The following is a 12,417-nucleotide window of genomic DNA, read 5'->3' on the forward strand; positions in this document are numbered from 1 at the left end:
CCTGGGTCTCCCTCCACCACGGCGGCGGCGTCGGCATGGGCCGCTCCATCCACGCCGGCCAGGTCACCGTCGCCGACGGCACCCCGCTCGCCGGCGAGAAGATCCGCCGCGTCCTCACCAACGACCCCGGCATGGGCGTCATCCGGCACGTCGACGCCGGATACGACATCGCGGAGACCGTCGCCGCCGAACGCGGCGTGCGCGTGCCCATGCGTGAAGGTGACGACGCGTGACCTTCCACAGCATGTGGGCGGAGCTGCTGCCGATCGGCCGCAGCTCCGCCTCCGGGGGCTACCGCCGCTACGCCTGGACGCCCGCCGACACCGACTGCCGGGCCTGGTTCCGGGAACAGGCCGAGACCCGCGGCCTCACCTACGAGACCGACCGCAACGGCAACCAGTGGGCCTGGCTCGGCGACCCCACCGCGGGCGACGCCGTCGTCACCGGTTCTCACCTCGACTCCGTGCCCGACGGCGGCGCCTTCGACGGCCCCCTCGGCGTGGTGTCCTCCTTCGCCGCGCTGGACGAACTGCGCGCCCGGCAGGCGCACTTCACCAAGCCCCTCGCGATCGTCAACTTCGGCGACGAGGAGGGCGCCCGCTTCGGCCTGGCCTGCGTCGGCTCCCGGCTCACCGCCGGAGCCCTGACCCCCGAGCAGGCCCACCGGCTCACCGACGCCGACGGCATCACCCTGCCGCGGGCCATGGAGGCCGCCGGACACGACCCCGACGCCATCGGCGCGGACCCGGAGCGGCTGTCCCGCATCGGCGCCTTCGTGGAACTCCACGTCGAGCAGGGCCGCGCCCTGGACCTGTCCGGCGACCGGGTCGGCGTGGCCAGCGCCATCTGGCCGCACGGCCGCTGGCGCTTCGACTTCCGCGGCGAGGCCAACCACGCCGGCACGACCCGGCTCGTGGACCGCCGCGACCCGATGCTGTCGTACGCCGAGACCGTGCTCGTCGCCCGCCGCGAGGCCGAACTCGCCGGTGCCGTCGCCACCTTCGGCAAGATCTCCGTCGAGCCGAACGGCGTCAACGCCGTGCCCTCCCTGGTGCGCGGCTGGCTCGACTCCCGCGCCGAGGACCAGGCCACCCTCGACACCGTCGTCGGCGGCATCGAGCGGGCGGCCCGCGCCCACGCCGACACGCACGGCATCGACCTCGACGTGGTCCGGGAGTCCTTCACCCCCGTGGTCGAGTTCGACCACGCCCTGCGCGACGAACTCGCCCGCATCCTGGGCACCGACACCGGCCTCAAGGTGCCCGTCCTCGGCACCGGCGCCGGACACGACGCCGGAATCCTCTCCGGACGCGTCCCGACCGCCATGCTGTTCGTGCGCAACCCCACGGGCGTCTCGCACTCCCCGGCCGAGTTCGCGGCCGAGGACGACTGCGTGGCCGGAGTGCACGCCCTCGCCGACGTACTGGAAGGACTGGCCTGCGCGTGACCAAGCGGACCTACTGGGCGGAGCACGCCTGGCTGGACGACACCGTCGAGCCGGGCGTGGCGCTCGACGTCGCCGACGGCCGCATCACCGCCGTCCACAAGGAGACACCCGCCCCGCCGCCCGGCGCGGAGGTGCTGCGCGGGCTGACCCTGCCCGGCCTGGCCAACGCCCACAGCCACGCTTTTCACCGGGCACTGCGCGGCACCGTCCAGATCGGCTCCGGGACTTTCTGGACCTGGCGCGACCTCATGTACCGCTTCGCCGACCGGCTGACCCCGGACACCTACCACGCCCTCGCCCGCGCGGTGTACGCCGAGATGACCCTCGCCGGCATCACCGCCGTCGGTGAGTTCCACTACGTCCACCACGCCCCCGGCGGCACCCGCTACGCCGACCCCAACGCGATGGGCGAGGCCCTGATCGAGGCCGCCGCCGCAGCCGGCATCCGTATCACCCTCCTCGACACCGCCTACTTCTCCGCCGGCTTCGGACAGCCCCCCAACACCCACCAGCTCCGCTTCTCCGACGGCACCGCGGACGCCTGGGCCGAACGCTGTTCACTTCTCAAGGAACGGGATCACGCGAGGATTGGTGCGGCGATCCACTCCGTACGGGCCGTGCCCGCCGGCCAGTTGGCGACCGTCGCCCGCTGGGCCGCCGAGCGCGGGGCGCCGCTGCATGTGCACCTGTCCGAGCAGACCGCCGAGAACGACGCCTGCCACGCCGCCCACGGCCGCACCCCGACCCGGCTGCTCGCCGACCACGGGGTCCTCGGCCCGCGCACCACCGGCGTCCACAACACCCACCTCACCGACGAGGACATCGCCCTGCTCGGTGACTCGGGCACCGGCACCTGCATGTGCCCGACGACGGAACGGGACCTCGCCGACGGCATCGGCCCGGCCGTCGCCCTCCAGGCCGCGGGCTCACCGCTCTCCCTCGGCTCGGACAGCCACGCCGTCATCGACCTGTTCGAAGAGGCGCGCGCGATGGAGCTGAACGAGCGCCTGCGCACCCGCACCCGGGGCCACTGGACGGCCGCCGCCCTGCTGCGCGCCGCCTCCGCCGACGGTCACGCCGCGCTCGGCCGCCCCGAGGCGGGCACCCTGGAGACCGGCGCGCCCGCCGACTTCACCACGATCGCCCTCGACACCGTCAGAACAGCGGGCCCGCTGCCCCGGCTCGGCGCCGAGACCGCCGTATTCGCGGCGACCGGGGCGGACGTACGGCACACGGTCGTCGCGGGCCGGCACGTCGTACGCGACGGGGCCCATACGCTCGTACCGGATGTGCCATCGGCGCTGGCGGGCGCGATCCACGCCCTGCGCGGCTGAACCCCATCACCCCTGAGGACACGATGAGCAGCACCGTCATCACCAACATCGCCACGCTGGTCACCAACGACCCCTCCCTCGGTGACAACTCCCCTCTCGGACTGGTCCGGGGCGCGGCCGTCGTCCTCGACGGCGACCGTGTCGCGTGGACCGGTGAATCCAGCAAAGCACCCGCCACTGACAATCGGGTCGACGCCGGCGGCCGGGCGGTGATCCCGGGCTTCGTCGACTCCCACTCCCACCTGGTCTTCGCGGGCGACCGCACCGAGGAGTTCAACGCCCGGATGTCCGGCCGCGGCTACACGGCGGGCGGCATCCGCACCACGGTCGCCGCCACCCGCGCCGCGACCGACCGGGAACTGGAGGCCAACCTCACCCGTTTCCTGGACGAGGCGCTGCGCCAGGGGACGACCACGTTCGAGACCAAGTCGGGCTACGGCCTGACCGTCGCCGACGAGGCCCGTGCCCTGCGCCTGGCCGCCGCCCACACCGACGAGGTCACCTACCTCGGCGCCCACATCGTCTCCCCCGACTACGCCGACGACCCGGCCGCGTACGTCGACCTGGTCACCGGCGAGATGCTCGACGCCTGCGCGCCGTACGCCCGCTGGATCGACGTGTTCTGCGAGAAGGGCGCCTTCGACGGCGACCAGGCCCGGGCGATCCTCACGGCCGGCAAGGCCAGGGGACTGCACCCGCGGATCCACGCCAACCAGCTCTCCCACGGCCCCGGCGTGCAGCTCGCCGTCGAACTGGACGCGGCCAGCGCCGACCACTGCACCCACCTCACGGACGCCGACGTGGACGCGCTGGCGAGCGGGAACACCGTCGCCACGCTGCTGCCGGGCGCCGAGTTCTCCACCCGGGCCGCGTGGCCGGACGCCCGCCGGCTGCTGGACGCGGGCGTCACCGTGGCGCTGTCCACGGACTGCAACCCCGGCTCGTCCTTCACCTCCTCCGTCCCCTTCTGCGTCGCCCTCGCGGTGCGGGACATGGGGATGACACCGGACGAGGCGGTGTGGTCGGCGACAGCCGGCGGCGCGGCGGCCCTGCGCCGCACCGACATCGGCCGTCTCGCTCCCGGCGCCCGGGCCGACCTGGTCCTGCTGGACGCCCCGAGCCATGTCCACCTGGCCTACCGGCCGGGCGTCCCGCTGGTCTCCCAGGTGTGGCGCCGGGGCGTACAGGTGCTCTGAAGAGCCGGGGGAAGCCCTACTCCTCCGCCGTCAGCCCCTCGCGCAGACGGCTCAGCGTGCGGGAGAGCAGCCGGGAGACGTGCATCTGGGAGATGCCGAGTTCCTCGCCGATCTCCGACTGGGTCAGCCCCGCGACGAAGCGCAGGGAGAGGATCTGGCGGTCGCGGGGCGCGAGCCCGGCGATCATCGGCTTCAGGGACTCGATGTACTCGATGCCCTCGATCCCGTGGTCCTCGTACCCGATGCGGTCGGCGAGGGCGCCCTCCGCGTCGTCGTCCTCCGGCTGGGCGTCCAGGGAGGAGGCGGTGTAGGCGTTGGACGCCGCCATGCCCTCCAGGACCTCCTCCGGGCTGCGGCCGAGGCGCTCGGCCAGTTCCGCGACGGTGGGCGCGCGGTCCAGCTTCTGGGCGAGTTCGTCGCCCGCCTTGGCCAGGTCGATGCGCAGCTCCTGGAGTCGGCGCGGGACCCGGACCGACCAGGACGTGTCACGGAAGAAGCGCTTGATCTCGCCGATGATGGTCGGCATCGCGAAGGTGGGGAACTCGACGCCGCGGGACAGCTCGAAGCGGTCGATCGCCTTGATCAGACCGATCGTGCCGACCTGGACGATGTCCTCCATCGGCTCGCTGCGCGAACGGAAGCGGGAGGCGGCGAACTTGACCAGCGCGAGGTTCAGCTCGACGAGCGTGTTGCGGACGTACGCGTGCGCGTGGGTGCCCTCTTCGAGGGACTCGAGCCGCTCGAAGAGCGTCTTGGAGAGGGCGCGTGCGTCGACGGCGCCGATCTCGTCGTAGGGAGGGATCTCGGGGAGGTCCTCCATGAGGGGGTCAAGATGTTCCGGTGGGGGTGCCGACGTCGCTGTGGGGGTGTGCGATGCGTCGAGCCGGGGTGACATGATGCCTCCATCGTTCTCGGCATAAGGCTGCCGAAGCCAGTGAGCGCACTACGGTGTGCGGCGCCTCCAAAGCCGGCCGTGTCGGTTGGGTGTTCCCCGGATGTCCTCCGGGGTGTTCCTCCTAGCCCTACCCGCTCCACCGAACCGATCGCAAGTTCGTTTTGTTGGTTTATGTCCGTTTATGGATGATTGTTCGGCTGTTGGAGTGCGAGTCGAAGGCGTAGTGTTCGAGGGCACGGCACACCGTGCGATGAGCAGTTCCACAAGCAGTGAGCGAACCCCGGGAGAGACACGCATGGACCGCGGGACGGTCGGCAGCGCCCAGTCGGGCCGGCTTCTGGTCGAGGTGCGGCAAGAGGGCTCCAATGCCGTCGTGACCCCGGCGGGTGAGTTGGATCACCACACCGCCGATCTCTTGCGTGACCCCTTGGAGGACTGCCTCGCCAAGGGGCTCAGCCGGCTGGTCGTGGACTGCTCACGGCTGGAGTTCTGCGACTCCACGGGGCTGAACGTGCTGCTCGGGGCCCGTCTGAAGGCCGAGGCGGCCGGCGGTGGGGTGCATCTCGCGGGCATGCAGCCGGTGGTGGCGCGGGTCTTCGAGATCACCGGTGCGGACGCGGTCTTCACCGTGCACGACTCCCTGGAAGCGGCGCTCGCCGACGACGACGCGGGCTGACTCGCGAGCCGGGGGGTGTTCCGGCCCGTCCCTCGGGCAGGAGACACCTGAACATGCCGACGGGGACGACGGCGACGACGGCCGTGAAGACGACGGCCGTGAAGATGACGGAAACGCCGTCCGGCCACGTAATGACCTACGAGTGATGACGTTCGAGTGATGACTTCTGAATCGTGAAGCTTGCGGAATCGGTGAGGTGAAGCGCTGATGAGCACCACCCGGCCCTACTCGCCGGGCGACCGCGGTCCGGAGCAGGAGCCGGAAGCCGACGGCGCTTCCGGGGCGCCGACGGGCCCCGAGGTCCGCCGGCTGAGCTTCGACGGGGCCAGCGGGGTCGTCCCGCTCGCCCGCGACTTCGCCCGGCAGGCGCTGTACGCGTGGGGCTGGCTGCCCGCGGCCACCGCCGACCGCCGCGCGGCCGCCGAGGACGTCCTGCTCGTCGTCTCCGAACTGGTCACCAACGCCTGCCTGCACGCCGAGGGACCCGAACAGATGGTCATCGGCTGCGACCGCAAGGTGATCCGCGTCGAGGTCTCCGACCGCGGCACGGGCCAGCCGGCCCCGCGCAGCCCGCACCGCGCGGGACGCCCCGGCGGCCACGGCATGTTCATCGTCCAGCGCCTCTGCCTGGACTGGGGCGTCGTCCGCGCCCCCGGCGGCACCGGAAAGACGGTCTGGGCCGAACTGGGCGCCCCGGCCTGACGGTCGCCCCGGCGTGACGGTCGTCCCGGCCTGACGTTCTCCGCGCCCCTTTTTCCCGCCGTCTCTTTCTTTCTCACCGTCTCTTCCCTCCTCAGGGTGCCCGGCGTACCTTGACGGCTCGATCTGATGCCTCGTCAGTAGGGATGGGACCGTGTCGAACCGGAAGCGAACCGCCGCGCTCGTGACCGTCGCGGCCCTGGCCGGCTCGGTGGTCTGGACGGCCGCCCCGGTGGCCACGGCCCAGGTCGTCGACGTGAACTACGCCTGCAAGACGCCCATCGGCGACAAGAGCGCCGTATCGCCCATCGACATCAAGGGCGTCAAGAGCGGCAGCGGCTACAAGATCACCATGTCGTGGCAGAAAGGCGTCTCCTCCAGCCCCGTCGAACTCGGCAAGGGCTCGATGAACCCCAGCGCCACGATCACGCTCGGCGGCGCGGACAGCGGCACCGTGGCCGTGACCGGACCGGCGAACCAGGCCGCGATCCCCGAGAACACCCCCATCAAGATCAACGACCTGAGCGGCACGTACACCCCGAGGAAGAGCGGGAAGGTCACCTTCACCGCGGGGGTCCTCACCATCAAGGCCCTCGGTACGACGACAACATGCACGCCCGCCAACAGCCCCGGCCCCTCGCTCACCCTGGACGTGACGGCGGCGGGCGGAACGGGTGGGACGGGCGGGACCGGCGGCTCGGCAAGCGGAGGTGGCGGCGGCTCGGGCGGTGCGGCGCTGCCCCAGACCGGCCCCGAGGACTCCGCCGTCGCCCTCGGCACCCTCGGCGGCACCGTCCTGCTCCTCGGCGCGGTCGGCACGCTCTGGCTGACCCGGCGCAACCAGCCCCGCTGATGTCGTACGCCCGCGCCGCCCTGCTGCTCTCCCTGCCCCTGCTGCTGGGCGCCACGCCCGCCCCCGGCGGCTGGTCGGCCGTGCCCTCCGGTGGCGGACGGCCCGCCTTCTACGCCGAGGGCGTCCCGGGGGCGGTGCTCCAGGACACCGTCTCCGTGGTCAACCGGGGCACCCGGCCGCTCACCGTCCGGCTGACTGGCACCGGGCTCCCCGTACGGTTCGCGCGCACGGCCGTCGACGTCCCCGCCCGCACCCGCGCCGAGGTGCCGTTCACGGTGAGCGTGCCGGGGGACGCGGGCCCGGGGGAGCGGACCGGGGAGATCGTCGTACGGGAGTCCGCAGGGCGCCGGCTCTCCGTGCCGCTGCTGCTACGGGTTGAGGGCCCCGAACTGGCCGCGCTGACCGTGGAACACGTGGCGGTCCGCGGCGACCGGATCACGTACGAGCTGGTCAACCGGGGGACGACCGACCTGGCGCCGAGCCTCGCGGTGCGCGCGGAGGGCGTGCTCGGCACCGTACTCGACCGCCCGCCGCACGCCCTGCCCGTCCACCTTCCCCCGGGCCGCCGCCTACGGCTCACCGAGCCCTGGCCCGACCGCCCGGCCCTGGACAAGGTCACCGTCCACCTGACCGCCACGTCCCCCGGCACCCCACCGGCCACGGCCCACACCACGACCCACTTCGTGCCCTGGGGAGCCCTGACGGCAGGCACGGCAACCGCCTTGGCTGCCGCCGCGGCGACTGTGACGGTCGTACGGCGACGCGGGCGCGGCCGTGCGGCCGGGGCGAGGGGGGTGGGGGCGTGAGAGGGACGACGCCACGGACGACGTGGCCGGCACCGACCCCGATCCCGACCCCGACCCCGACCCCGACCTCGACCCCGACCCCGACCGCGGGCCCGACCCTGGCCGCGCTGCCCCCGGCCGCAGCCCCGACCCCGAACCTGGCTCTGCCTCCGGCCTTGCCCCCGACCCCGACCCCGACCCCGGCACTTCTCGGGATGCCGTCGGGTGGTCGTCCGGCCCGGGGGAAACGGGGTGACGGCGTGAAGTGGACCGTACTGCGGGGTCTCGTGGTGGTGCTCGTTCTGGCGTCGGTGCTTCTCGGGCTGCCGGTGGGTGGGGTGGCCTTCGCTGCCGAGCGGCCCGTTGTCACCCTCTCCGACTCTCAGGCCGGGACCGGTGGCACGGTCACCGTCAGGGGGGAGGGGTGGCCCGCGCGGGCCCTGCTGATGGTGCTCGTCTGCGGTCGTGCCACGCCCGCCCGGGGTGTGCTCGGCGGCACCAACTCCTGTGCCAACGCCGACGGCCGGGCCGTCACCACCGACGCCGACGGACGTTTCAGCCGGCGGCTCCCCGTGACCGAGCCGCCCGTGCCGTGTCCGTGTGTCGTGCACGTGGCCACCGCGACCGGCGCCAAGGAGAAGGCCGACGCGGTGTTCCAGGTGGCCGGGCATCCGGTGGAGGCGTTGCCCGAGGAGACGGCCGGCGGGCGGCTGTCCGTCCTCACCGACCTCCGCCTCGAAGGCTCGGGCGGTCTGCTCACCTGGTTCGGCGCGCCGCCCCGCCGCACGCTCGTCCTCACCGTCGGCAATGTCGGCACCGGCTCGGTCCGCGACCCGGTCTTCCAGGTCGGCACCGCCCACGGCGTGTTCGCCCCGCAGTGGGACGAGCGGCCGTGGCGCGGCACGATCGCCCCCGGCCGGAAGGCCCGGATCGAGCTGCCCGTCGAACTCTCCGCCGGCGCCCACGGCGACTACACCGTCTCCCTCAAGTACGGCGGGAAGGTCGTCGCCGAGCAGCCGTGGCGGGTGGGCCGCCCCTGGGGCGTGACCCTGTTCTGGATCCTGCTGTGCGTGGTCGTGCCGACCGCCGTGTTCCGGATCGGGATGGCGGTCGTGGACCGGATACGGCCCCCGGGACAGAGACCGCGACAGAGACAACGGCAGAGGCAGCGGCAGGGGCGGCGTCCGCGCCACGGACGCCTGGCGACGCGGCCCGGCGCCACCGAGGGGCCGCCGCGACCGGCCTCCACCCCGGCGGTCCTCCCCTGGTTCACCCCGGACGCCGGTCCGGGCCCCGTACCGCACGACGACCGTCCGACGAGTCCCACGACTCCGACCACGACTCCGACAGGGAAGGGAACCCCGTGAGCGAGAGGGAGAGCGAGAGAGCCGCACCGCCCCGCGCCGGACGACGGAGAGGGGCCGCCGCGGCCGGTGCCGTCGTCCTGTTCGCCGGGGCCGCCGCCCTGCTGGGCGTGACCGCCGGACCGGCCCAGGCCGCCGAGGTCTCCTACGCCACCAAGTGCGTCCCGCCCCCGGGCGTCGGTCTCCCCGACGTCAACGGGACCACCAAGGTGGAGATCACCGCGCCCGCGACGGCGAAGGTCGGCGACACCGTCGACGTCGTCTGGAAGTTCACGCAGGCCGCGTCCAAGAACCCGGACATCATCGACCTGCCCGCGAACTCGGTGCAGCCCTCCGGCACCCTCAAGGCGGCCGGCGCGCAGAGCGCGGACGTCGCGATGAGCGGACCCCGCCAGAACCCGGCGATCCCCAAGGGCGCCGCGATGGCGTTGTCCGACATGAAGGGCACGCTGAAACTGACGGCGGCCGGCCAGGTGACGCTGACCCCGGACGCGTACGTCGTCAACGCGCTGTCGACGGACACCAAGTGCGCGCCCACGGAGGCGGTCCAGCCCGCGGCGACCATCAACGTCACGGCGGGTGAGGGCAGTTCGGAACCACCCAGCTCAAGCCCCAGCCCAAGTCCGAGCCCCAGCACCAGCCCCAGCACCTCCCCGAGCCCCTCGCCGTCCCCCTCCGGCGACACCCCCACCGACTTCACCGGCAAGGTCGTCGACGTCCCCTACACCTGCCAGTCGCCCATCGGCGAGAAGAAGGCCACCTCGCCGGTGCAGATCAACGCCAGGAAGAACGGCGGAAGTTACGACCTCACCGTGCAGTTCAAGAAGTCGGTGATGGACAGCCCGGTCGCCATCCCGGCCGACTCGGTGAAGCCGTCGATGCGGGTCGTGCTGGGCGGTTCGGACCAGGGCTCGGTGACGGTGACCGGTCCGACGAACGCCTCGCCGATCGCCCAGGGCGCCCCGATCGAGATCCCCGATCTGACCGGGACGTACAAGCCGGGCGCCACCGGTGAGTCCACGCTCTCCCCGGGCGTGCTGATCGTCGAGGCCCTCGGCACGACCACGACCTGCACCCCGGACAGCACGTCGGTCTCGCTCACCCTGGACACCGAGGAACAGGCGAGCGGCGCGTCCGGCGGGAGTTCATCCGGGGGTGCGTCCGTAAGCGGGAGTACGTCGACCGGTGGCGGCCTCGCCGAGACCGGCGCCGGTGACCACGGCACCCTGAAGGCCCTCGGTCTGGTCGCGGGCACGGCCGTCCTGCTGGGCGCGGCGGTGTTCACGTTCCTGCCGGGACGCAGGTGGCTGCGCTGAGACTGAGACGACCGGACAAACGCGGAGGGCCGCCCCGGCGACCACCGGGACGGCCCTCCACCACAACCGAGGACTACGTCAGTTGACGTTGCCCATCAGTTCCCTGACGCGCTTGCGGTACATCCACACCGCGACACCCGCGGCGACGGCCAGGACGGCCTGGAAGGCCACGATGCCCGTCTTGTTGAGGTCGACACCGGCGATGGAGAGCAGACCGGTGGTGGCGTCACCGGCGGTGACGGCCAGGAACCAGACGCCCATCATCTGGGAGGCGTACTTCGCGGGCGCCATCTTCGTGGTGACCGACAGGCCGACCGGGGAGAGCGTCAGCTCACCGACGGTCTGCACGAAGTAGATGCCGACCAGCCACATCGCGGCCGCCTTGTGACCGCCGTCGGCGATCGCGAGCGGGGCGAGGAAGAGGAAGAAGGACGCGCCGATCAGGACCAGGCCCATCGCGAACTTCGTCGCGGTGCTCGGCTCCTTGCCGCGGCGGGCCAGCGCCAGCCAGGCCCAGGCGAAGACCGGCGCCAGCGCCATGATCATGACCGGGTTGACCGACTGGTACCAGGAGACCGGGAACTCCCAGCCGAAGACGGTGTTGTCGGCGGAGGAGTCCGCGAACAGGGACACGGTCGAGCCGCCCTGGTCGTAGATCATCCAGAACACGGCGGCGGCGACGAAGAACCAGATGTACGCGGACATCTTCGACTGCTCGGCGCGGTCCAGGTCCTTGTCGCGCTTGATGCGGGCGATGACCAGGACGGGGATGAGCAGACCGGCGATGGTGATCGGGACCAGCAGCCAGTTCAGGGTGTAGTGGCCGGAGACACCGACGATCGTGTAGAAGACGGCGGCGACGGCGGCCCACAGACCGGCCTTGCGCAGGGTGGCGCTCTTCTCGGCGGCGCTCATCGGGGTCGGGACGAGGTCCGAACGGGCGTCGAGGTGACGGCTGCCGAGCAGGAACTGGGCGAGGCCCAGGCCCATGCCGAGCGCGGCGAGCGCGAAGCCGAGGTGCCAGTTGACGTTCTCACCGACGGTACCGATGACCAGCGGGGCGGCGAAGGCGCCCAGGTTGATGCCGATGTAGAAGACGGTGAAGCCGCCGTCGCGGCGCGGGTCGTCCGGGCCGTCGTAGAGGTGGCCGACCATCGTGGAGATGTTGGCCTTCAGCAGACCGGAGCCGACGGCGACCAGGCCGAGACCGGCGTAGAAGGTGCCGGAGTTCGGCAGGGCCAGCGTGAGGTGGCCGAGCATGATGATCGCGCCGGCCACGGCGACCGTCTTGCGGGGGCCGAGGACACGGTCCGCGAACCAGCCGCCGGGCAGGGCGAGCAGGTACACGAGGGACAGGTAGACCGAGTAGATCGCGGTCGCGGTGGCCGCGCTGAGGTGCAGGCCGCCCGGTGCCACCAGGTACAGCGGGAGCAGGGCCTTCATGCCGTAGTAGGAGAACCGCTCCCACATCTCGGTCATGAAGAGAGTGGCCAGTCCGCGGGGGTGGCCGAAGAAGGTCTTCTCGGAACCGGGGGTGCCCGGGCGGACCGAGTCCTTCGTCAGGCTGGACGCCATGGTCGTTCCTTGCTGGTCGGGACGCGCGCATGCGTGAGCGGACGCGCGCCCGGTGGGGGGCGGCCGGCACCGGCGGGTCGTGGCCCGTCCACCCCACGCCCACGGGGAGCCCGCTCCGGATCGCGGAGCGGTGGACGGCGACCACCGGGATCCACGCCCCTGCGCGTGTCACGCGGTCGGGGCCCGGCCGTAGGTCATTCCTTTCAAGGCCGGAGGGGACTGCCCGCACCGGCCCGCACACAAAAGAGACCCTCGGCGTCAAGCGAGCCGAAGGCCG

General features: G+C 72.4%; 11 protein-coding genes and 1 pseudogene. 10 read left to right on the forward strand and 2 right to left on the reverse strand.

Annotation, left to right across the window (positions count from 1 at the left end):
- The 4 genes and pseudogenes from G6W55_RS26755 to hutI form a co-directional block, all read left to right on the forward strand.
- Window positions 1-233 (forward strand): annotated as a pseudogene (locus tag G6W55_RS26755) (urocanate hydratase); the annotation flags it as partial.
- Entirely contained in the window at window positions 230-1,447 is a 1,218-nt protein-coding gene (locus G6W55_RS26760; protein ID WP_175523376.1) for an allantoate amidohydrolase, read from the forward strand. The pseudogene G6W55_RS26755 and the gene G6W55_RS26760, both read left to right, overlap by 4 nt.
- Window positions 1,444-2,781, forward strand: a complete 1,338-nt coding sequence (locus G6W55_RS26765; RefSeq protein ID WP_175523377.1) for a formimidoylglutamate deiminase — start codon at window positions 1,444-1,446, stop codon at window positions 2,779-2,781. Before G6W55_RS26760 ends, G6W55_RS26765 begins: the two co-directional genes overlap by 4 nt.
- 23 nt (window positions 2,782-2,804) lie before the next feature.
- The gene (hutI, locus tag G6W55_RS26770; protein ID WP_175523378.1) at window positions 2,805-3,977 is read left to right on the forward strand and encodes an imidazolonepropionase; all 1,173 of its coding nucleotides are present in this window, start codon (window positions 2,805-2,807) and stop codon (window positions 3,975-3,977) included.
- A gap of 16 nt (window positions 3,978-3,993) precedes the next feature.
- On the opposite strand, the gene G6W55_RS26775 is transcribed toward hutI, so the two are convergent.
- On the reverse strand, window positions 3,994-4,872 hold the full coding sequence (locus G6W55_RS26775) for an RNA polymerase sigma factor SigF (protein WP_030792727.1): 879 nt from the start codon (window positions 4,870-4,872) through the stop codon (window positions 3,994-3,996).
- Between the two features lie 295 nt (window positions 4,873-5,167).
- On the opposite strand from G6W55_RS26775, the gene G6W55_RS26780 reads away from it, so the two are divergent.
- From G6W55_RS26780 to G6W55_RS26805, 6 genes are all read left to right on the forward strand, one after another.
- Window positions 5,168-5,548, forward strand: a complete 381-nt coding sequence (locus G6W55_RS26780) for an STAS domain-containing protein (RefSeq protein ID WP_175523379.1) — start codon at window positions 5,168-5,170, stop codon at window positions 5,546-5,548.
- Window positions 5,549-5,755: 207 nt separating this feature from the next.
- Window positions 5,756-6,250: an ATP-binding protein gene (locus G6W55_RS26785; protein WP_175523380.1), complete on the forward strand. Its 495-nt coding sequence runs from the start codon at window positions 5,756-5,758 to the stop codon at window positions 6,248-6,250.
- Window positions 6,251-6,401: 151 nt separating this feature from the next.
- Window positions 6,402-7,100 carry an LPXTG cell wall anchor domain-containing protein gene (locus tag G6W55_RS26790; protein WP_175523381.1) on the forward strand — a complete coding sequence of 233 codons (699 nt, stop codon included), beginning with the start codon at window positions 6,402-6,404 and terminating at the stop codon, window positions 7,098-7,100.
- Window positions 7,100-7,906, forward strand: coding sequence for a hypothetical protein (locus G6W55_RS26795; protein WP_175523382.1), 807 nt, complete (start codon window positions 7,100-7,102; stop codon window positions 7,904-7,906). The genes G6W55_RS26790 and G6W55_RS26795 overlap by 1 nt, the downstream gene beginning before the upstream one ends.
- Before the next feature lie 194 nt (window positions 7,907-8,100).
- Window positions 8,101-9,252 carry a hypothetical protein gene (locus G6W55_RS26800; RefSeq protein ID WP_375372475.1) on the forward strand — a complete coding sequence of 384 codons (1,152 nt, stop codon included), beginning with the start codon at window positions 8,101-8,103 and terminating at the stop codon, window positions 9,250-9,252.
- A 77-nt stretch (window positions 9,253-9,329) separates the two neighbouring features.
- The gene (locus G6W55_RS26805; RefSeq protein ID WP_175523412.1) at window positions 9,330-10,565 is read left to right on the forward strand and encodes a hypothetical protein; all 1,236 of its coding nucleotides are present in this window, start codon (window positions 9,330-9,332) and stop codon (window positions 10,563-10,565) included.
- Window positions 10,566-10,643: 78 nt separating this feature from the next.
- Here the strand turns inward: G6W55_RS26805 and G6W55_RS26810 are convergent, their stop codons facing one another.
- Complete coding sequence (locus G6W55_RS26810; RefSeq protein WP_175523383.1) at window positions 10,644-12,140, reverse strand: oligopeptide:H+ symporter; 1,497 nt, start codon at window positions 12,138-12,140, stop codon at window positions 10,644-10,646.
- Window positions 12,141-12,417: the final 277 nt, after the last annotated feature.

It is taken from the genome of Streptomyces sp. CAI-85 (assembly GCF_013363615.1).
In the GTDB taxonomy this organism is placed as follows: domain Bacteria; phylum Actinomycetota; class Actinomycetes; order Streptomycetales; family Streptomycetaceae; genus Streptomyces; species Streptomyces antibioticus_B.